Genomic DNA, 20,017 nt, shown 5'->3' with positions numbered 1-20,017 from the left:
GGCTGGAACGGCACCGAATCGGCGAATCCCGTCCACCGCCCGCGTCGCCGGTCAGCGTTGTCCACCGCCGTTTGACTGCCGCTGGGCGCAGCGCGGCCCACGTCCAACGCTGGGGCGATGGCTTCGACATCGCGCAGAGAGCTCCGTCTGAAGGCAGCCGCGGCGGGGGAAGGGCACGACGGGGTCCTCACCCGCACCGCCCTACTGGCGCTCGGGGTCACCCGGCAAGCGACCAGCCGCGAGGTTGCCGCGGGGCGCTGGCGGTCGCAGGGCCGGCATACCGTCTCGCTCCACACCGGCGACCTTTCCGACGTGGCGCAGAGGTGGCGCGCTGTCTGGGAGGCCGGCGCCGGCGCGGCCCTGGACGGTGTTTCCGCGCTCCAGGCCGCTGGGCTCACGGGATTCCACACCGATGTCATCCACGTGTCGGTGCCCTCCACACACCGACCACCCCACGTGCCAGGGGTGCGCGTGCATGTGGTCTGTGCGCGCGACGAGGGCGACGTCGTGGCAGCAGGTGTTCCACGGACGAGGCCGGGGATCGCTGCGATCCGTGGAGCGCACTGGGCGGTGTCCGACCGGCAGGCGGCCTTGATCGTATGCATGGCTGCTCAGCAGCGGCTGATCACGGGGCCCGCCCTGCTGGCGAGCTCGACTCGCCGTCACGGCCGCACTCGACGGGCCTTCATCCGGACCCTGGTGCGCGATGTCGCCGATGGCGCGCAGGCCCTCGGCGAGCTCGACTTCGCCCGTCTCTGTCGCGCGAGGGGGATCCCCGAGCCAACCCGACAGGTGGTGCGTCACGGGCCGCGAGGACGGATCTACCTCGATGTCGCCTGGGAGGAGCAGGGGGTCGTCGTAGAGGTCGACGGCGCCCAACACCGACAAGGCCTGGCCATCACGGCGGACAACCTGCGGCGGAATGGTCTGCAGCTGGGGGGCGAGATCGTCCTCGCCATCGATCTGGTCGGCTTGCGCCTCGAGACAAGGGCCTTTCTGGACCAGGTACAGGCGGCGCTTTCGGTCGCGCGTTTCCGACGGTCTCGATGACGGCCCGAGGATGTGAGTACGTGAGTACGTGCGACTACTTCCGGATAGCCGGAAGTTCTACTTCCAACAGGGCGCGGGAGGGGGCGGGCGTATGGCGGGTGGCGGGCCACGCGGCATACCTGCCCTATCCTTGGCGACGGATGAGTCGGTCAGGCGGTCGCGTCGGTGAGCAATCACCGCCGAGGAACGTCCGGGCTCCGAAGGGCAAGGTGGTGGCTAACAGCCACCCGGGGTGACCCGCGGGACAGTGCCACAGAGAACAGACCGCCACGGTGGACCACCCGGCTCCGGCCGGACAGGCACCGGGGTAAGGGTGAAACGGTGGTGTAAGAGACCACCAGCGGTGTGGGTGACCTCACCGGCTAGGTAAACCCCACCTGGAGCAAGCTCAGACAGTGCGCGTTCGAGGGCTGCCCGCCCGAGTGCACGGGTAGAGCGCTGGAGGCAGTCGGCAACGGCTGTCGTAGATGGATGACCGTCTCCCGCTGGCCGGCAACAGCCAGCGGTGACAGAACCCGGCGTATCGACCGACTCATCCACCCCCACTGCTCACGACCGGGTCCGGGGCGTCACGTCCTACGGTGGGAACCATGCGGATCACCCACCTCGGCCACGCCAGCCTGCTCGTCGAGATCGCCGACGCGCGCATCCTGCTCGACCCCGGGGGCTGGTCGCCCGGCGCCCACGGGCAGCGCGACCTCGACGCCGTGCTCGTGACCCACCAGCATCCGGACCACCTCGACCAGGAGCGCTTCCCCGAGCTCCTGAAGGCCAACCCCCGCGCCCAGGTCCTGGCCGACCCGGACACCGCGAAGCTGTTGCAGGACAACGGTTTCGACGTCGTCGCCTTTTGCCCCGGTGACCGTGCCACGGTCGGCTCGGCCATGGTGACGGGTGTGGGCGAGTTGCACGCCCTGATCCACGAAGAGATCCCGCGCATCCACAACACCGGCATGCGGATCAGCGCGGACGGTGAGCCCACGTTCTTCCACCCCGGCGACGCGCTGGACGCCGAACCGGTGGGAGTCGACGTCCTCGCCTTCCCCCTCAACGCGCCGTGGCAGCGCAGTCGGGAGATGACGGCCTTCCTGCGACGCATCGCTGCACCCCATGCGATCCCCATCCACGACGCCCTGCTCAGCGGCGTCGGACGTGCGCTCTACCTCGGCCAGGCGGGCAACCTCGGCTCGAAGGACACCCGGATCCACGACCTGTCCGACGGCGCGCCCGAGGAGTTCGCCAGCGCGCGCTGAGAGGACGGAGCGACCGGCTGCTGGACCGGATTTGGAGAGTTAGGTAAGCCTCACCTACTCTCCTCGCGTGCCCAAGAACCCGAAGGCCGCCAAGGGGACCAAGCTCGCCAAGGCGAAGAAGAAGTGCTGCAAGGACAAGCCGCGTTGCGCGCAGTGCCCTGTGGTCCTCATGCGCCTGGCGAAGATGGGCTACGCCGAGCAGGACGCCGACAAGCCGCGCCGCTACACGGTCGACACGAACGTGCCGAAGAAGGCCTTGCTCATCGCGAGGCAGCGCTGACGCTAGCGTCGGGGCCATGCCGGAGCCCGAGGTCGCGCCAGAGATCGCCCTGCGCCTCCGCGGCCTGACCAAGCGCTTCGGCGCGACGACCGCCGTCGACGGCATCGACCTCGATGTGCCGCGTGGGTCCTTCTACGGGCTGGTCGGGCCCAACGGCGCAGGCAAGACCACGACGTTGTCGATGGCCACCGGGCTCCTCCGTCCCGACGCGGGCAGCGCGCACGTCCTGGGCACCGACGTGTGGGCCGACCCCGTCGGCGCCAAGTCCCAGATCGGCATCCTGCCGGACGGCCTTCGCCTCTTCGACCGCCTCACGGGACAGCAGCTCGTGACGTATGCCGGCCTGTTGCGCGGGATGGAGCGCGGCCTCGTGCTCGAGCGCACCGGGGAGCTGCTCGCCGCCCTCGGGCTGACCGAGGCCGCCGGCAAGCTGGTCATCGACTACTCCGCGGGCATGACCAAGAAGATCACCCTCGCCTGCGCGCTGGTCCACGCGCCCCGGCTGCTCGTCCTGGACGAGCCCTTCGAGGCCGTGGACCCGGTGTCGGCCCGGACGATCCGCCGCATCCTCGAGGACTTCGCGGCCAACGGTGGCACTGTGGTGCTCTCGAGCCACGTCATGGACCTCGTCGAGCGGATCTGCACGGACGTCGCGATCATCGAGGCAGGCACGGTGCGGGCCGCGGGGACGCTCGACGACGTCAGGGCCGGCTCGAGCCTGGAGGACCGCTTCCTCGGCCTCGTCGGAGGCAGCACGGACGTGGAGGGACTGGCGTGGTTGCGCACCTCCTCCGACTGAAGCTCGTCCTGCTCCGCAACGGGCTGCGGCGCAGCGTCGCCGCCATCGTGGGGATGGCGTTCGGCGTGCTCTACGGTGGCGGCCTCGTCGTGCTCGCGCTGGCCGGGATGATTGCCTTGCGCGCACAGGGCGACCTCGGGCTGGCGCGGACGGCCATCGTCCTCGCCGGGGCCGGTCTGGTGGCCGGATGGGCGCTGCTTCCCATTCTGCTGTTCGGCATCGACCCCACGCTGGACCCCACCCGGTTCGCGACCTTTGCGGTGCGGGAGCGCACCCTGGCGACAGGGCTCGTGCTCAGTGCACTGGTGGGACTGCCCGGCGTCGCGACCATCCTGCTGGTCCTGGGCAGCGTGGTCGCAGGCTCCCGTACCCTGCCGGCCGCGATCGTGGCGCTCGTCGGCGGAGTGCTCGGGCTGCTCACCTGCGTCCTGCTCAGCAGGATCGTCACGGCGGCTGCCTCGGCGGTGCTCGCCACGCGTCGCGGCCGGGACGTGGCCGGCGCGGGCGGTCTGCTCTTCATCGTGAGCGTTGGCCCCGTCGTCGGGGGGCTCAGCGACGGCGGGCTCGATCGGGCCACCGTTGACGCCCTCGCCGAGGTGTTGGCCTGGACGCCGCTCGGGTGGGCCTGGGCGCCCGCTGGTGACCTCGCCCTCGGGCACTGGGGCGCCGGGCTGACCCGTCTCGCCCTCGCAGCCGTCCTCTGTGCGGCCTTGGGGCTGGTGTGGGAGCGGCTGCTCGTCTCGGTCCTGCGCAACCCACGGCCGACCTCGGGCGACAGCGGTAAGGAGTCGGGTGGACTCGGGTTGTTCGCCCGGATGCCCGGCACGCCCATGGGTGCCATCGCGGCGCGAGCCGGCACCTACTGGGTCCGCGACCCCCGCTACAACATGCCGGCCGTGATGACGATCCTGCTCCCGGCGGGTCTGCTCATCCCCGGCATAGGGTCCGGGTCCGAGCTGGCCCTGATCGCCATGCCGCTCGCGTCGGCCTACATGATCGGCTGGGGACAGCACAACGACGTCGGTTACGACTCCACGGCCTTCTGGATGCACGTCGCCTCCGGCGTCGACGGGGTCAGTGACCGGCTCGGACGGCTGTTTCCCTCGGGGCTGATGGCAGTCGTCTGCGTTCCCGTGTATGCCGTGCTGGGACCGGTTTTCGGCGCGCCGTGGCGGTTGCTACCGGCCACGTTCGGCGTGGCCTGTGCCGTTGCCCTCAACGGTTTTGCGGTGGCCTGCGTGACCAGCGCCGTGAAGCAGTACGGCGTGCCTGCGCCGGGGGAGAACCCGTTCACGAGCCGTCCGGGGTCCACGGGGGTCACCCTCGGGGTGCAGGCGGTCTGTGGCGCAGCCGTGTTCGCGCTGTCGATCCCGGCGTTCGTGCTCGGTGCCTTGGCATACCACGGCTGGCAGTGGGCAGCGTGGACGGTGCTGGTGGTCGGACCCGCGCTGGGGGTGGCCGCGCTGGTCGTGGGGACCCGGATGGGCGCGGACCTGTTCCGCCGCCGTCAGGCGATCCTGCTCCAGGACCTCATCTCGATGCGCTGAGGCGCGGCTGCCGCGACCTGGCGCGGCCGGTGGCTGCGCCCACGGCATGCCGTCCGGTGGGCTGGGCTACTTGTGGGCCGCGAGGTGGGCTGCGCCGATGATGCCTGCCTTGTTCTGGAGCGTGGCGGCCACGATCGGTGTCTTCAGCGTGAGCAGGTGCAGGAACTGGTCGGCGTCCTTGGACACGCCGCCCCCCACGACGATGAGGTCCGGCCACAGGAGCGCCTCGAGGTGGCTGTAGTAGCGCTGCAGCCGCTTGGCCCACTCCGGGTAGCTGAGCCCTTCCTTGTCCTTGATCGAGGAGGCGGCACGCGACTCCGCGTCGTAGCCGTCGATCTCGAGGTGCCCGAGCTCGGAGTTGGGGATGAGGACCCCGTCGAAGATCAGCGCGGTTCCGATGCCGGTGCCCAGGGTCGTCATCACGACCAGGCCCTTCTGGCCCTTGGCGGCCCCGTAGTGGAGCTCAGCGACCCCCGCAGCGTCGGCGTCGTTGACGAGCACGATGTCGTGGCCCAGGACCTTCTCGAGCATCGGCTCGGCGTCGAAGTCGAGCCACGCCTTGTCGATGTTGGCAGCCGAGCGGACGACGCCATGGGTCACCACCCCGGGGATGGTCACTCCGATGGGGGAGTCGCCGCGGACGTCGTCGAAGTGGTCGACGATCTGGTCGATCACCTGGGCCACCGCCTCCGGCGTCGACGTGAGGGGGGTGTCGATCCGCATCCGCTTGGCCGCGAAGGCACCCTTGGCCAGGTCGACGGGTGCGCCCTTGATGCCGCTGCCGCCCACGTCGATGCCCAACGGGAGCCCTTGCTTGGCCTGCTTGGCTTCCTTCGCCATCGGTCCGCCTCCTTGCGGTTGCCCTGCCCTGGGTTGCCCTCAATCAGGCCAGCGTCAGGATCTCGTTGCCGGTCTCGGTGATGAGGATGGTGTGCTCGAACTGCGCCGACCGCCGTCGGTCCGCGGTGACGACGGTCCACTTGTCGTCCCACATCTCCCAGTCCTGCGTTCCCAGGTTGAGCATCGGCTCGATGGTGAAGGTCATGCCCGGCTCGATGATGGTGTTGTAGGACGGGGCGGCGTCGTAGTGGGGGATGACCAGACCGCTGTGGAACGACCGCCCGATGCCGTGACCGGTGAAGTCGCGGACGACGCCGTAGCCGAACCGGCGCCCATAGCTCTGGATCACCCGTCCGATGACGTTGATCTCGCGGCCCGGGATGGCAGCCTTGATGCCCCGCATCATGGCTTCGTGGGTGCGCTCGACGAGCAGCCGCGACTCCTCGTCGACGTCACCGCACAGGTAGGTCGCGTCCGTGTCGCCGTGGACGCCTCCGATGAAGGCGGTGATGTCGATGTTGACGATGTCGCCGTCCTCGAGGGGGCGGTCGTCGGGGATGCCGTGGCAGATCACCTCGTTGACGGAGGTGCACAGCGACTTGGGAAATCCCTTGTAGCCCAACGTCGACGGATAGGCGCCATGGTCCATCAGGAACTCGTGGCCGACCCGGTCGATCTCGTCGGTCGTGACGCCCGGCGCGATCACGGCCGCCGCCGCGGCCATGGCCTGGGCGGCGATGCGCCCAGCGACCCGCATCAGCTCGATCGTCTCGGCGTCCTTGACCTCGGGGGCCTTGTCGAGGGTGGGGGCCGGTCGGTCGACGTACTCCGGCCGGTCGATCGACGCGGGCACCGGCAGGCGCGGCGACACCACGCCCGGGGCGACGCTTGCGTAGGTCAACGGCATACGGTGGAGTCTAGGGACGTATGCAGATCCGTCGAGTTGGAGGGCACCCCATGGCTTACTGGTACAACGTGAGCAGCGGTCAGGTCGAGAGCGATGACAACAAGAGCCAGGGCGAGGACCTCATGGGTCCCTATGGCTCCGAGGCGGATGCCGCGAATGCGCTCCAGACCGCCCGTGAGCGCACGGAGCAGTGGGACGCCGAGGACAGGGCTTGGGAAGAGGGCGGCTCGGAGGACTGAGCTCAGCCGCCGCAGCAGTGGACCTCAGCCGCCGAAGTGGTGGATCGAGACCGCGTATCCCGACTCCGGCCGCCAGGTCTCACGGCCCCAGGTGCTGAAACGCCGCGTCAGCGTCAGGCCGGCGACCTCGCACGCCCGGTCGTAGTCCTCCAGAGGGGTCACCGGGCACCCCTGCGGGAGGTGTGACGAGTCCAGGCCGAAGCCGGCGACAAGCAGTCCGCCGGGTTGCAGGTGCGCAGCCAACCGTTGCAGGGCGACGAGCAGGGTGCCCGGGGCAAGGAGCGGGATCACGTTGCCCGCCAGCACGGCGAGCTCGAACGCCTGGGACCGCAGCTGCAGTCGGCTCAGGTCCTGGCGCACCCAGGTCGTCGAGGGGTCGCGCTGTTCGGCCACCTCGATCATCGCGGCGTCCGCGTCGACGCCCACGCAGTGGTAGCCCAGGGCAGTCAGCTGGGTCGCGACCCGGCCAGTGCCGCAGCCCGCGTCCAGGACGCGCGCCGGCGGAGCAAGCAGAGAGGCGACCAGGGCCGCTTCACCGTGGATGTCCATCCCCTGGGCGGCGAGGTCGTCGAACCGCTGTTGGTAGGCGGTCGCTGCGCCGGGCCCGCCCGAGACCTCGGACCACCGGGTACGGGGTTCCATCTCGGTCATGCTCACTCACCCTCGTCCATGGTCGTGCGGTGCTGCCCTCCAGCGTAGGTTCGGTGGGGCCGCAGGGGAAAGGGTCCGGAAGGCGACGCCGAGGCACCCAGAGGCGGCCAGGGCCGGTCAGCCCAGGTCGCGGAGCCCGGGCACGACCCGGTCGGCGAAGGTGCGCAGGAACCGCGCCTGGTCGTGACCGGGACCGTGGAAGACCAGGTGGTTGAAACCCCAGTCGACATAGGGCTTCACCGCAGCCACGACCTCCTCCGGGTCGTCCGTGACGATCCATCGCGAGGCGACCTGCTCGTCGGGCAGTGCGTCGCCGAGGCGCTCCAGCTCGAGGGGGTCGCTGGTGCCGTGCTTCTGCTCTGCGGTCAGCGAGAGCGGAGCCCAGAACCTGCAGTTGGCCACGGCCCGTTCTCGGTCGGGGTCCCACGACAGCTTGATCTCGATCATCCGGTCGAGGTCCTCCCGGGAGCGGCCGGCCTTGCCGAGGCCCTCGTCGACAGCGGGGAGCAGCTTGTCGCGGTAGAGCTCCTCGCCCTTGCCGGAGGTGCAGATGAACCCGTCACCGGACCGGCCGGCATACCGCGCGACGAGAGGGCCGCCGGCGGCGACGTAGACGGGGACCGGCTGGTCCGGCTTGTCGTAGACGGTCGCATCCACGGCGCTGTAGTAGTCCCCTTCGAAGCTGACCCGCTCTTCGCTCCACAGCCGGCGCATCAGCGTGACGGCCTCACGCAGCCGGGCGAACCGCTCCTTGAACTCCGGCCACTCCCGCACGGACCCGACCACGACCTCGTTGAGGGCCTCGCCGGTCCCGATGCCGAGCATGACCCGCCCCGGGTACAGCGAGCCGAGCGTGCCGAACGCCTGCGCCACCACGGCGGGGTTGTACCGGAAGGTCGGCGTCATGACGGAGGTGCCGATCTGCACCCGCTCGGTCCGCTCGCCCAGCGCCGCCAGCCAGGCGAGGGAGAACGGCGCGTGGCCACCGTGGTGACGCCACGGCTGGAAGTGGTCGGAGATCAGCACGCTGTCCAGCCCGACCTGCTCGGCCAGCACCCCGAAGTCCAAGAGCTCCCGAGGCGCGAACTGCTCGGCGGAGGCCTTGTACCCGATGCGCAGCGTCATGGGCCCACCGTATGCCGTGCTCGCGCCGCGGCGGCGCTGGGCCACCGCCGCGGCGGTGCGGTCAGAAGTGGATGCCCCGTGCCTCGAAGCGATCCTTGACGAGGGCCGCGGCCGGGGCGCCGTCACGGGCCAGCGCGGTGTCGTAGGTCTCCTTGGCGGCCGCGGAGAACGAGGTGTCGGGGGCGAATCGGAACTGGGCGTCGATGAACGTCGTGTCCCACGCCTCCGTCGTCAGTCCCATGGCGACGTAGCCGAGGCGGATCTCCCACAGGGCCTGGCTCCAGATCTGGCCGTCGGCGTGGACCTCTCCCTTGCGGGTCTTCACGGTCATGCCGGTGTCGAAGCGTCGGATGCAGTGCGGCGCGTCGGTGTAGGAGGTGGCGTCCCAGTCCATCGGGCAGGCCTGCTCGGCGTTGACCGGCCAGTGGTACTGCTTGGCGGCCGCGAGCCCCACGGAGACCGCGAGGTAGTCCCCGAACGACTCACCGATCGAGCCGGCGTCCAGGCCCACGCCGTAGCCGGCGACCTGGGAGGCGTGCACGGCGTGGCCGTACTCGTGGACGATCACCTCGGCGTCCTCCGCGTCATCGACGCCACCCTTGCCCAGCCGGATCCGGTAGGGCTTGTCGGTCTGGTAGGAGTTGTCCCCGCCGTACTGGTCGATCTTCACCGGGAACTGCTGCTTGACGATCCCCGGCAGCGTCGAGCCGAAGCCCAGCGACTGGAGGTACTCCTGTGCCTGGTTGACCCAGAAGTACGCCATCACCTGCTCGAACTGGTCCTCGTGGCGCGTGTAGAGGAAGGTGTTCGAGGCACTGAATGCCGGTGTGCCCGTGGAGGACTGGACGTTGACCCACGATCCGCGCAGGTATCCCGAGCCGTCGAGGTTGCGCAGCTGGACGCGGGCATAGGCGCTGGACGGAACGGCAGCGTCGGAGTCCTTCTGGTCGGTCAGGGACTGGTCCCCGGAGGACTGCACGGGATTGACCATGAACACCGCGCCACTGCCGGTGGACGTGCCCGGAGTCGGCTTCGTGGCCGCTGCCGGGGTGGCGACGGCCAGGCCGAGAGCGGCGCAGGCTGCGGTGATGCTGACGAGTGCGGTGGTGCGAGTTCGCAAGGGCACGGGTCTCCTCCTGGGGTGTGGGTGGGGTCCGGTCGGGACCCAACGATGGACGCTAGCGCCTCGATGGACCGTGTCGGCTCGTACGGGCGCAGGAGATCGCGAGCCCGTCCCACAAAGACTCCTCGAACAAGGACTCCCTCGAGAGGGCTATTCGAGGAAGGAGTTCTCCGCCGCGGGGAACGAGCCGGAGGCGACATCGGCGGCATACGCGGCTGCCGCCTGACCCAGCTCGCTGCGGAGGTCGGCGTACTTCCGCACGAAGCGGGGTGCCTTGCCACCTCTCAGGCCGGCCATGTCCTGCCAGACGAGCACCTGGGCGTCGCAGTCCGGTCCGGCACCGATGCCGATCGTCGGGATCGAGAGCACCTCGGTGACCCTGGCGGCCAGGGGAGCGGGGACCATCTCCATCACGACGGCGAAGCAGCCCGCCTTCTCCAGCGCCACCGCGTCCTCGACGAGCCTGTCGCCGGAGTCGCCGCGGCCCTGGACCCGGTAGCCGCCGAGGACGTGCTCGCTCTGGGGCGTGAAGCCGATGTGTCCCATGACGGGGATGCCGGCCCGGACCAGCAGCTCGACCTCCGGGACCATCAGCCGGCCGCCTTCGAGCTTGACCGCGTGGGCCAGCCCTTCCTTCATGAAGCGGGTGGCCGTGGCCAGGGCCTGCTGCGGGCTGGCCTGGTAGGACCCGAACGGCAGGTCGGCGACGACCATGGCGTGCTTGGCGGCCGAGGTGACAGCGCGGACCAGGGGCACGAGGTGGTCCACGGTCACGGGGACGGTCGTCTCGAAGCCGTAGACGTTGTTGCCGGCGGAGTCGCCGACGAGCAGCACGGGGATGCCTGCCTCGTCGAAGATCTCCGCCGAGTACATGTCGTAGGCGGTGAGCATGGCCCACTTCTCGCCCTTCTCCTTCATCGCCTGCAGGTGCGGGATGCGCACGCGGCGCTGCGGCGCGGCCTGGGCGCCCGTGCCGTAGGGGGCCGTGACCTCGGCGGTGGGAGGCGTCGTTGGCTGCTCGCTCATGTCGCCATCCTAGGAGGGGGTCGAGGGACGTCGTCCGCGTGACCTTCCAGCGCCGGCGGAGTGCCCACTGGAGCCACGGGGGCTCGATCGAGCGGGTTGGCTCCATCGAAAATCGGACGAATCGGATAGCGACCGATCGGTCAGAAATTTACGAAGTCCATAACCGACGAGGCCTTGGTTCGGTACCGCAACCATGTTTGGCTCGCCCTTGCGTGTGCCGAGAGGGGTCGCGCACAGACACTGGAGGATTCGTGAACAGACGTCATTTGAGCCTGGTCTCGGGAGTGGCGGTCACCGCCGTCGCCCTGGGCCTGGCTTCCGCTCCCGCGCAGGCCACCCCTGTGCAGAGCGACAAGGAGCCCACGGCCAACAACCGTGAGCACGACCTGCCGAACCCGCTCGGCGACGCCGCGCGCGCCCTGCGCAAGGAGGCCGTCGACAAGCTCGTCAAGGGCGAGGCGACGACCGAGATGCGGGGTGGCCAGCGCGTCATCAAGCTCGCGGGCAACGCCAAGGCGCCCAAGGGAAGCAAGGCCGCCCAGGACCGTTTCGTGTCCTACCCGGTCGAGCGTGAGGAGGACATCTTCACCGTCCTCACCGACTTCGGGACGCAGACCAAGACCGGCTTCGACGCCACCCCGGGCCCGGTGCACAACCAGATCCCGGCACCCGACCGCGTCTGGGACGGCAACGCCACCGACGACAACTCCACCGCCTGGACCGCGGACTTCAACCGCGCCCACTACGAGGACATGATGTTCGGCCAGGGGGAGTCGTTCAAGGACTTCTACCTCAAGCAGTCGAATGGTCGTTTCGTGGCCAAGGGTGACGTCTCCGACTGGGTCACCGTGCCCTACAACGAGGCCCGCTACGGCCGGAGCAACAACGCCGACGGCTACTGGAACTACGTCAAGGACACCGCCACCTCCTGGTACGACGCCCAGAAGGCGGCCGGCAAGAGCGACGCAGAGATCACGACCTACCTCAAGCAGTTCGACAAGGTCGACCGCTACGACGCCGACCGCGACGGCATCTTCAACGAGCCGGACGGCTACATCGACCACTTCCAGGCCATCCACGCCGGTGAGGGCGAAGAGGCTGGCGGCGGCGCCCAGGGCACCAACGCCATCTGGTCGCACCGCTGGTACGCCTACTCCACGGACGCCGGCAAGACCGGCCCGGAGGGTGCAAAGCTCGGCGGCGTGCCGCTGGGCAACTCCGGCATCTGGATCGGTGACTACACCACCGAGCCCGAGAACGGTGGCCTCGGTGTCTTCACCCACGAGTTCGGCCACGACCTCGGCCTGCCGGACTACTACGACACCGCAGGCGGCGACAACGGCACCGGCTTCTGGACGCTCATGTCCGGTGGCTCGTGGCTCAACCACGGCACCGACTCGATCGGCACCACGCCCGGCTACATGGGCCCGCTCGAGAAGCTCCAGCTCGGCTGGCTCGACTACAAGGCCGTGCCCTACGGCCAGGACATGACGGTCAAGCTCAACCGGGCCGACCAGCCGAAGACCACCTCGTCCTACCAGGCCCTCGCGGTCACGCTCCCGGACAAGACGGTCAAAACGGACTACAACACCCCCCGCTCGGGTTCGTACGAGTGGTGGGGCGGGGCCAACGACAGCCTCAACAGCACCCTGACCCGCACGGTGGACCTCACCGGCGCGACCAGCGGTTCGGTCTCGGCCTGGCTGCAGTACAACATCGAGCAGGACTACGACTACCTCTACGCCGAGGTGAGCACCGACGGCGGCGCGACCTGGAAGGACGCGGCGGCGCCGATCTCCGGTCCGTCCGACAACGCCGGTCTGACCCCGTGGGCCCAGAAGACCTGGGACCTCACGCCGTACGCCGGCCAGAGTGTCCAGTTCCGCTTCCGCTACGCCACTGACGGTGGCCTGCACTTCGAGGGCCCGTTCCTCGACGACCTGGCCGTCACGGTCGGCAGCACCACCGTGTCCGACGACGTCGAGGGCGGCACCAACGGCTGGACCGCCAACGGGTTCACCCGCATGACAGGCTCGACCTCCGTGGTCGTCAGCCACTACTACCTGGCCGAGAACCGCACCTACACGGGGTACGACCAGACCCTCAGGACGGGCCCGTACAACTTCGGCTGGGCGAACTCCAGGCCCGACTGGGTGGAGCGTTTCCCCTACCAGAACGGCATGCTCGTCTGGTACGTCGACGGTGAGTTCACCGACAACAACACCTCGGGCCACCCGGGTGGCGGCCAGTCGCTGCCGGTCGACGCACGTCCGGCCCCGGTGACCTTCGCCGACGGGGCCAGGTTGGGCAACCGGCGCCAGCCGTGGGACGCCACCTTCGGGCTCGAGCGGACCGACGCGGTGACCTTCCACCGCAACGGCACCGCGCTCGACGTCGCGTCTCAGCCGGCCATGCCGGTGTTCGACGACAGCGACCCGATGCGGTACTGGAGCGCGAAGAACCCCTGGTCCTCGGTCCAGGTTGCGGGCTCCGGCACCGTCATGAAGGTGAACAAGTCGGAGGACGGCGGCAACCTGCTGCAGGTCCAGGTCAGCTTCAAGTGACCTGCGCCCGGTTGGCAGGGGTCTGCCGGGCGTAAGACGCAGCGGGGCCCCGGGAGCAATCCCGGGGCCCCGCTCCGCGTGACCCGCGCGTGCTGATCTCGGCTCAAGTGGTGCGTCCAGCGTCCCGGGGACAGACTCGGGAGAGGTCGCCGACCAGCGGCGACACCGGTGATGGAGGACTGATGTCAGACAACTTCGAGGTCGCCAGCAGCAGCTCCGGGGCCGAGCTGCCCGAGGAGAAGCGGCACGAGGTCGTGGCAGCGCAGCTGCGTGGCGAGGCCAAGGCGGCGGGGCAGGGCCCCGAGGCGGTCGTGGCAGCGGTGAGCGCCGAGCTGGAGTCGCTGGGCCTCGAACCGAACCCCGCCGAGCTGCACCGGCGGTACGAGGAGATCGACCCGGACCTGCCGCTGCTGTCCGACGCCGAGGACCCTCAGGGGGATGATCCCGAGGACGACGACTCCGGCCCGCAGTAGCGACCAGCCGCGCGCGTCACGGGGGCTCTGCAGGGCACCGTAGGCTCTGCGCCGTGGACTACGACGACGTCGTCATCGGTGCCGGTCACAACGGGCTGACCGCCGCGGCATACCTCGCCCGGGCAGGGCGCCGCGTGCTGGTGCTCGAGGCCGGAGACCACGTGGGTGGTGCGGCCGTCTCGGCCCAGGCGTTTGCCGGCGTCGACGCGCGCCTGTCGCGCTACTCCTACCTCGTGTCGCTGATGCCACGCCAGGTGATCAGCGACCTCGACCTCGACGTCCAGCTGATCCGGCGGCGCTACTCCTCCTTCACGCCCGTCCCGGCCAGTCCCGAGCGCGGGCTGCTCGTCGACCACGGTGACGCGGCCTCAACGGCGGCCGGCTTCGCGGCCCTCACCGGAGGCGCAGCGGAGTATGCCGCCTGGCAGGACTTCTACGGACGCGTGCACCACCTCGCGCAACAGGTCTTCCCGACCGTGCTCGAACCGCTGCGCACCGCGGAGCAGGTCGCGGCCCTCGTCGGGGACGACCCGCTGTGGGAGGCCCTGGTCCGACGTCCGCTGGGTGAGGTGCTCGAGGCCGAGTTCGGGGACGACACCGTGCGGGGCATCGTCGCGACCGACGCCCTCATCGGCACCTTCGCCGAGATGGGCTCGGCCGACCTCCGGCAGAACGTCTGCTTCCTCTACCACCTCGTCGGCGGAGGGACGGGCGACTGGGACGTGCCCGTCGGTGGCATGGGTGCGGTGACCGACGGGCTGGCTCGCGCCGCGGTCAAGGCAGGAGCCGAGATCCGCACGGGGACAAGGGCGCTCGCGGTCGACCCAGACGGGCTGGTCACCTGGGACGGTGGCGGGGCGCGGGGTTCGACCATCCATGCGGCGTGCGCGCCCACTGTCCTCAACACGCTGCTTGCCGCCGCCGGCGCCGACCCCGTGCCGACCGAGGAGGCGCCCGAGGGCGCCCAGCTCAAGGTCAACATGCTCCTGTCGCGCCTGCCGCGGCTGCGTGACCAGGGCGTCGACCCGACGGCCGCTTTCGCCGGCACCTTCCACGTCAACGAGGGCTACGCCCAGCTGCAGGAGGCGTATGCCGCCGCTGACGCCGGCCGGGTGCCACAGGTGCCCCCGTGCGAGATCTACTGCCACAGCCTGTCCGACCGCTCGATCCTCGGACCTCAGCTCGCCGCCAGTGGCGCGCAGACGCTCACGCTGTTCGGGCTGCACCTGCCGGCGCGCCTGTTCCGGGGAACGACCGCCGAGCACGACCTGGTCAAGGACCTCGCCCTCGCGCGGACCCTCGACTCGCTGAACTCGGTGCTGGCCGAGCCGATCCAGGACGTCCTGCTGCGCGACCCCGACGGGGCCTTGTGCCTCGAGGCGCGCACTCCGGTCGAGCTCGAGGCGGACCTGGGCCTGCCGGGCGGCAACATCTTCCACCGCTCGCTGCAGTGGCCGTGGGCCGAGCGGGAGGGCGAGGTCGGCACCTGGGGCGTCGAGACGCCGCATGAGAAGGTGCGCATCGCCGGGGCCGGCGCGCGACGCGGCGGGGGAGTCAGCGGCATACCCGGTCACAACGCGGCCATGTCGGTCCTCAAGGGCTGAGTCGTCGTCAGGACCCTGACCTGCGTCCCCCGCGTGGCACGTAACGCCGGGGAAACACAACTAGGGCAGGATTCGTCACATGGATCGTCAGCAGGAGTTCGTCCTCCGCACCATCGAGGAACGCGACATCCGCTTCGTGCGGCTGTGGTTCACCGATGTGCTCGGGACCCTCAAGTCCGTGGCCGTCGCACCAGCTGAGCTGGAGGGGGCGTTCGCCGAGGGCATCGGCTTCGACGGCTCGGCCATCGAGGGTTTCGCGCGGGTCTACGAGGCCGACATGCTCGCCAAGCCGGACCCCGCGACCTTCCAGGTGCTGCCGTGGCGTGGCGACAACCCCGGCACGGCCCGGATGTTCTGCGACATCACGCTGCCCGACGGCTCCCCGAGCCATGCCGACCCGCGGCACGTCCTGCAGCGCGCCCTCGCGCGGGCGGCCGACCTCGGCTTCACCTTCTACACCCACCCCGAGATCGAGTTCTACCTGCTCAAGGCCGGGTTCAAGCCGGGCGACAACCCTGAGCCGATCGACCAGGCGGGGTACTTCGACCACGTCCCGCACGGCACCGGCCACGACTTCCGGCGGGCCGCGATCACCATGCTCGAGTCGATGGGGATCTCGGTCGAGTTCAGCCACCACGAGGGTGGACCGGGGCAGAACGAGATCGACCTGCGCTACGCCGACGCGCTGTCCACCGCCGACAACATCATGACCTTCCGGACGGTCATCAAGGAGGTCGCGCTCGAGCAGGGCATCTTCGCCTCCTTCATGCCCAAGCCGTTCGCGGAGCACCCGGGGTCCGGCATGCACACCCACATGTCGCTCTTCGACGGCGACAGCAACGCCTTCTACGAGGCCGGCGCGCCCTACCAGCTCAGCAAGGTCGGGCGGCAGTTCATCGCGGGCCTGCTGCGCCACGGAGCCGAGATCACCGCCGTCACCAACCAGTGGGTGAACTCCTACAAGCGGCTGTGGGGCGGCGGCGAGGCCCCGGCCCACCTGACCTGGGGCCACAACAACCGGTCGGCGATGGTCCGCGTGCCGATGTACAAGCCCACCAAGGGCCAGAGCAGCCGGGTCGAGGTCCGTACCCTCGATGCCGCGTGCAACCCCTACCTCGCCTTCGCCCTGATGCTGTCTGCGGGGCTCAAGGGCATCGAGGAGGACTACGAGCTCCCCGCCGAGACCGAGGACGACGTGTGGGGCCTGACCTCCGCAGAGCGCCAGGCGATGGGGATCGAGCCGCTGCCCACCTCGCTCTACGAGGCGATCCGCGTGATGGAGAAGAGCGAGCTGGTCGCCGACACGCTCGGCGAGCACGTCTTCGACTTCTTCCTGCGCAACAAGCGCGCCGAGTGGGACGACTACCGCGGCGAGATCACCCGTTTCGAGCTCGAGCGCTACCTGCCCGGTCTGTGACCGACCCCATCCGCCTGCTCAGGTATGCCGCCCGCTGACCGGCGCAGGTCACCTACCAGTGGGTAGGCTGTCGCGGTGACCTCCGGCCGCGTTGTCTCCCAGACGGCGACCCTGGCCCGGCTCGGGTTCGCCGATCCACCCCGCGCTGAGCACCTGCTCGCCGACCCGGCGCTCGCCGGGCTCATCGACCCCCTCGACGACCTGTTCAGCGACGGTCTGCCCGATGCCCTTGGTGCGGTCGCCGACCCCGACCTCGCCCTGCTCAGCCTCGTCCGGCTCATGGAGTCGCTGCGTGCGTCGGCGCCGCGGCGCCGCGACGTCGAGTCCGGTGCCGGAGCGCAGGTGTCCGGCCTCGTGGCGGCGCTGCGCCACCGCGGTCCCGCGCGCGACCGGCTGTTGGCCGTCCTCGGTGCCTCCACGGCCCTGGGCGACCACCTCGTGGCCCACCCCGAGCACTGGCGCAGCGTCGCGGACGCCCGGCCGCGCCGGCCCGACGAACGCATCCACGAGCTCGTCGAGGCGGTGCGCGCGCCGGGTGAGCGCACGGCCTACGACGCACTGCGGATCGGGTACCGGCGCCAGCTGCTGGGTATCGCAGCGCTCGACCTCACCTCCGGCGACCCCGAGCTGGCCCTGCCTGAAGCCGCGGCGGCGCTCGCCGACCTGGCCGAGGCAGCCCTCGAGGCGGCGCTGGTCATCGCCCGGACGGAGATGGGGGAGCAGTCCGAGCTGTGCGACTTCGCCGTCATCGGCATGGGCAAGACGGGCGGACGCGAGCTCAACTACGTCAGCGACGTCGACGTCATCTTCGTGGCCGAGCCGCGCGAGGGTGTCGAGGAGGCCAGCGCCATCGCGGCGGCAACGGGCCTGGCCACCCACCTGATGCGGGCCTGCTCGACCTCGACGGGGGAGGGGACCCTGTGGCCGGTCGACGCTGCGCTGCGTCCAGAGGGCAAGAACGGCCCCTTGGTGCGCACCATCGACAGCCACCGCGCCTACTACGAGCGGTGGGCCAAGACGTGGGAGTTCCAGGCCTTGCTCAAGGCGCGCCCGGTGGCCGGTGACCGGGCCCTCGGTGATGCCTACATCGCCGCCGTCAACCCGCTGGTGTGGGGTGCTGCCTCGCGAGACAACTTCGTCGAGGACGTGCAGGCGATGCGCCGGCGGGTCGAGCAGCACGTGCCCGCCGGAGAGGCAGAGCGCCAGCTCAAGCTCGGCCCGGGTGGCCTGCGCGACGTGGAGTTCAGCGTCCAGCTGCTGCAGCTCGTCCACGGCCGGTCCGACGACGCGCTGCGCTCGGGGACCACGCTGGAGGCCCTCGATGCACTGGCGCGCGGTGGCTACGTCGGCCGCGAGGACGCCGCGACCCTCGACGCGTCCTACCGCCTCCTGCGCACCCTCGAGCACCGCATCCAGCTGTTCCGGCTGCGTCGCACCCACCTCATGCCGACGACCGACACCGACCTGCGCCGTCTCGGCCGCGCCCTGGGGCACCGTTCGGACGCCGCCAAGGCCGTGGTCGCCCAGTGGCAGCAGCAGGCCCGCGAGGTCCGTCGCATCCACGAGCGCCTGTTCTACCGACCTCTGCTGGCTGCCGTGGCCCGGCTCAGCTCGACCGACGCCCGACTCGCACCCGAGGCCGCCAAGGAGCGACTGGCCGCGCTCGGCTTCCGCGACCCCGGCGGGGCGATGCGCCACCTCGAGGCACTGACCGCCGGGGTGAGCCGTCGGGCGGCCATCCAGCGCACCCTCCTTCCCGTCATGCTGGGCTGGTTCGCCGACGAGGCCGACCCTGACGGCGGCCTGCTCGCGTTCCGCAAGGTGAGCGAGGAGCTGGGCTCGACCCACTGGTACCTGCGGCTGCTGCGCGACGAGGGGTCCGCCGCCGAACGCCTCGCGCACACCCTCGCCCGCAGCCGCTATGCAGCGGACCTGCTGGTCGGCGCTCCCGACTCGGTCGCGATGCTCGGCGACTCGGGCGGGCTGACTCCGTCGTCGCGCGAGGACCTGGTTCGCCGGATGACCGCGGCAGCTGGTCGTCAGGGCGACGCCGACAAGGCCGTGCGGGCGGCCCGGAGCATCAGACGCCAGGAGCTGTTTCGGATCGCCGTGGCGGATCTGTCGGGAAGTCTCGACCTCGCCGGCGTGGGTCAGGCCCTCACCGACCTCACCGCGGCGCTCGTCGAGACGGCGCTCCAGGTGGCCCAGCGCGTCGTCGAGGACAAGCACGGGTCGCTGTCGACCCGGCTCCTGGTCGTCGGGATGGGCAGGCTCGGGGGTGGCGAGGTCGCCTACGGTTCCGACGCCGACGTGCTGTTCGTGCACGAACCCGTCGACGGGGCGGAGGAGGCAACCGCCCAGGAGCAGGCCCTCGAGACCGTGCAGGAGCTGCGTCGCCTGTTGGCCTCGGCCGGTCCCGACCCCCAGCTCGGACTCGATGCCGACCTGCGCCCTGAAGGCAAGAGCGGTCCGCTCGTGCGCAGCCTGGCCAGCTACCGCGCCTACTACAGCCGGTGGTCGCTCACCTGGGAGTCCCAGGCCCTGCTGCGGGCCGCCCCCCTGGCCGGTGACCTCGAGCTGGGTGCGCGCTTCGTCGAGCTCATCGACCCGTTGCGGTGGCCAGAGCAGGGCCTCACCGACCAGCAGGTCCGGGAGATCCGGACGCTCAAGGCGCGGATGGAGGCCGAGCGACTGCCTCGCGGCGCCGATCCCAAGAGCCACTTCAAGCTGGGACGAGGTGGGCTGTCCGACGTGGAGTGGACTGTGCAGCTGCTGCAGATGCGCCACGCGCACGCCGTGCCGACCCTGCGGACGACGAGCACGCTGCCGGCCCTCGAGGCCGCAGAGAACGCCGGGCTGATCGCTCCGGAGCACGCCGCCGCACTGCGTGACGCGTGGTCGTTCGCCTCCAGGCTGCGCAATGCGGCCGTCCTCTACCGGGGCAAGCCGGTCGACAGCGTGCCGTCGGACCTGCGGGTGGCCGACGGGGTCAGCAGAATTCTCGGTGGCGAGCCCGGAAGTGGCGCAGATCTTGCGGAGGACTACCGCCGAACTGCCCGTCATGCGCGTACCGTGACGGAGTTCAACTTTTACGGTTCAACCTAGGGAGGTACGGTCGG

Annotated in this window: 17 protein-coding genes and 1 other RNA gene; 12 read left to right on the top strand and 6 right to left on the bottom strand. The window is 70.3% G+C overall.

Annotated features, from left to right (window positions below; genetic code table 11):
- Positions 1–117: 117 nt before the first annotated feature.
- The 6 genes from AC1DYG_RS01515 to AC1DYG_RS01490 all read left to right on the top strand — a co-directional run bounded on the left by AC1DYG_RS01515 (position 118) and on the right by AC1DYG_RS01490 (position 4,929).
- The gene (locus AC1DYG_RS01515; protein WP_477638122.1) at positions 118–1,050 is read left to right on the top strand and encodes a hypothetical protein; all 933 of its coding nucleotides are present in this window, start codon (positions 118–120) and stop codon (positions 1,048–1,050) included.
- 141 nt (positions 1,051–1,191) lie between these two features.
- Positions 1,192–1,589: RNase P RNA component class A (rnpB, locus tag AC1DYG_RS01510), an RNA gene on the top strand.
- 51 nt (positions 1,590–1,640) lie between these two features.
- Complete coding sequence (locus AC1DYG_RS01505; RefSeq protein WP_477638121.1) at positions 1,641–2,303, top strand: MBL fold metallo-hydrolase; 663 nt, start codon at positions 1,641–1,643, stop codon at positions 2,301–2,303.
- 67 nt (positions 2,304–2,370) lie between these two features.
- A complete protein-coding gene (locus AC1DYG_RS01500; RefSeq protein WP_477618261.1) occupies positions 2,371–2,583 on the top strand; it encodes a hypothetical protein in 213 nt (70 codons plus the stop codon).
- Positions 2,584–2,599: 16 nt separating this feature from the next.
- Complete coding sequence (locus tag AC1DYG_RS01495) at positions 2,600–3,382, top strand: ABC transporter ATP-binding protein (protein ID WP_477638120.1); 783 nt, start codon at positions 2,600–2,602, stop codon at positions 3,380–3,382.
- Complete coding sequence (locus AC1DYG_RS01490; protein ID WP_477638119.1) at positions 3,358–4,929, top strand: hypothetical protein; 1,572 nt, start codon at positions 3,358–3,360, stop codon at positions 4,927–4,929. Before AC1DYG_RS01495 ends, AC1DYG_RS01490 begins: the two co-directional genes overlap by 25 nt.
- A gap of 66 nt (positions 4,930–4,995) precedes the next feature.
- Here the strand turns inward: AC1DYG_RS01490 and ppgK are convergent, their stop codons facing one another.
- On the bottom strand, positions 4,996–5,769 hold the full coding sequence (ppgK, locus tag AC1DYG_RS01485) for a polyphosphate--glucose phosphotransferase (protein WP_477638118.1): 774 nt from the start codon (positions 5,767–5,769) through the stop codon (positions 4,996–4,998).
- A gap of 43 nt (positions 5,770–5,812) precedes the next feature.
- Positions 5,813–6,676, bottom strand: a complete 864-nt coding sequence (gene map / locus AC1DYG_RS01480) for a type I methionyl aminopeptidase (RefSeq protein ID WP_477638117.1) — start codon at positions 6,674–6,676, stop codon at positions 5,813–5,815.
- Between the two features lie 50 nt (positions 6,677–6,726).
- Between map and AC1DYG_RS01475 the strand changes: the two genes are divergently transcribed.
- Positions 6,727–6,915: a methionine aminopeptidase gene (locus tag AC1DYG_RS01475; RefSeq protein WP_477638116.1), complete on the top strand. Its 189-nt coding sequence runs from the start codon at positions 6,727–6,729 to the stop codon at positions 6,913–6,915.
- A 24-nt stretch (positions 6,916–6,939) separates the two neighbouring features.
- Here AC1DYG_RS01475 and AC1DYG_RS01470 read toward each other — a convergent pair whose 3' ends face one another.
- The 4 genes from AC1DYG_RS01470 to panB all read right to left on the bottom strand — a co-directional run bounded on the left by AC1DYG_RS01470 (position 6,940) and on the right by panB (position 10,840).
- Positions 6,940–7,566, bottom strand: a complete 627-nt coding sequence (locus tag AC1DYG_RS01470) for a class I SAM-dependent DNA methyltransferase (RefSeq protein ID WP_477638115.1) — start codon at positions 7,564–7,566, stop codon at positions 6,940–6,942.
- 117 nt (positions 7,567–7,683) lie between these two features.
- Positions 7,684–8,691 carry a glucose-6-phosphate dehydrogenase (coenzyme-F420) gene (gene fgd / locus AC1DYG_RS01465; RefSeq protein ID WP_477638114.1) on the bottom strand — a complete coding sequence of 336 codons (1,008 nt, stop codon included), beginning with the start codon at positions 8,689–8,691 and terminating at the stop codon, positions 7,684–7,686.
- 61 nt (positions 8,692–8,752) lie between these two features.
- Positions 8,753–9,817: a M36 family metallopeptidase gene (locus tag AC1DYG_RS01460; protein WP_477638113.1), complete on the bottom strand. Its 1,065-nt coding sequence runs from the start codon at positions 9,815–9,817 to the stop codon at positions 8,753–8,755.
- A 147-nt stretch (positions 9,818–9,964) separates the two neighbouring features.
- Complete coding sequence (gene panB / locus AC1DYG_RS01455) at positions 9,965–10,840, bottom strand: 3-methyl-2-oxobutanoate hydroxymethyltransferase (RefSeq protein WP_477638112.1); 876 nt, start codon at positions 10,838–10,840, stop codon at positions 9,965–9,967.
- Positions 10,841–11,091: 251 nt separating this feature from the next.
- Here panB and AC1DYG_RS01450 point away from each other — a divergent pair, with 251 nt between their 5' ends.
- The 5 genes from AC1DYG_RS01450 to AC1DYG_RS01430 all read left to right on the top strand — a co-directional run bounded on the left by AC1DYG_RS01450 (position 11,092) and on the right by AC1DYG_RS01430 (position 20,003).
- Entirely contained in the window at positions 11,092–13,404 is a 2,313-nt protein-coding gene (locus tag AC1DYG_RS01450; protein ID WP_477638111.1) for an immune inhibitor A domain-containing protein, read from the top strand.
- A gap of 182 nt (positions 13,405–13,586) precedes the next feature.
- Positions 13,587–13,877, top strand: coding sequence for a hypothetical protein (locus tag AC1DYG_RS01445; protein WP_477638110.1), 291 nt, complete (start codon positions 13,587–13,589; stop codon positions 13,875–13,877).
- 53 nt (positions 13,878–13,930) lie between these two features.
- Positions 13,931–15,481, top strand: coding sequence for a phytoene desaturase family protein (locus tag AC1DYG_RS01440; RefSeq protein WP_477638109.1), 1,551 nt, complete (start codon positions 13,931–13,933; stop codon positions 15,479–15,481).
- A 79-nt stretch (positions 15,482–15,560) separates the two neighbouring features.
- Positions 15,561–16,898, top strand: coding sequence for a type I glutamate--ammonia ligase (gene glnA, locus AC1DYG_RS01435; protein WP_477638108.1), 1,338 nt, complete (start codon positions 15,561–15,563; stop codon positions 16,896–16,898).
- A 75-nt stretch (positions 16,899–16,973) separates the two neighbouring features.
- Positions 16,974–20,003 (top strand): bifunctional [glutamine synthetase] adenylyltransferase/[glutamine synthetase]-adenylyl-L-tyrosine phosphorylase, encoded by a 3,030-nt coding sequence (locus AC1DYG_RS01430; RefSeq protein WP_477638107.1) that lies wholly within the window; start codon positions 16,974–16,976, stop codon positions 20,001–20,003.
- The last annotated feature ends 14 nt before the right edge of the window (positions 20,004–20,017 follow it).

Source organism: Pedococcus sp. P1_H8, assembly GCF_056405175.1.
The sequence above is the reverse complement of the archived record's forward strand: the minus strand, read 5'-3'. Positions and strand labels throughout refer to the sequence as shown.

Excerpts from the sequence above, each read along its gene's own strand:
- AC1DYG_RS01515 (WP_477638122.1), top strand. The coding sequence starts at position 118 with ATGGCTTCGACATCGCGCAGAGAGCTCCGTCTGAAGGCAGCCGCGGCG.
- AC1DYG_RS01505 (WP_477638121.1), top strand. The coding sequence starts at position 1,641 with ATGCGGATCACCCACCTCGGCCACGCCAGCCTGCTCGTCGAGATCGCC.
- AC1DYG_RS01495 (WP_477638120.1), top strand. The coding sequence starts at position 2,600 with ATGCCGGAGCCCGAGGTCGCGCCAGAGATCGCCCTGCGCCTCCGCGGC.
- ppgK (WP_477638118.1), bottom strand. The coding sequence starts at position 5,769 with ATGGCGAAGGAAGCCAAGCAGGCCAAGCAAGGGCTCCCGTTGGGCATC.
- map (WP_477638117.1), bottom strand. The coding sequence starts at position 6,676 with ATGCCGTTGACCTACGCAAGCGTCGCCCCGGGCGTGGTGTCGCCGCGC.
- AC1DYG_RS01475 (WP_477638116.1), top strand. The coding sequence starts at position 6,727 with ATGGCTTACTGGTACAACGTGAGCAGCGGTCAGGTCGAGAGCGATGAC.
- AC1DYG_RS01470 (WP_477638115.1), bottom strand. The coding sequence starts at position 7,566 with ATGACCGAGATGGAACCCCGTACCCGGTGGTCCGAGGTCTCGGGCGGG.
- fgd (WP_477638114.1), bottom strand. The coding sequence starts at position 8,691 with ATGACGCTGCGCATCGGGTACAAGGCCTCCGCCGAGCAGTTCGCGCCT.
- panB (WP_477638112.1), bottom strand. The coding sequence starts at position 10,840 with ATGAGCGAGCAGCCAACGACGCCTCCCACCGCCGAGGTCACGGCCCCC.
- AC1DYG_RS01445 (WP_477638110.1), top strand. The coding sequence starts at position 13,587 with ATGTCAGACAACTTCGAGGTCGCCAGCAGCAGCTCCGGGGCCGAGCTG.
- glnA (WP_477638108.1), top strand. The coding sequence starts at position 15,561 with ATGGATCGTCAGCAGGAGTTCGTCCTCCGCACCATCGAGGAACGCGAC.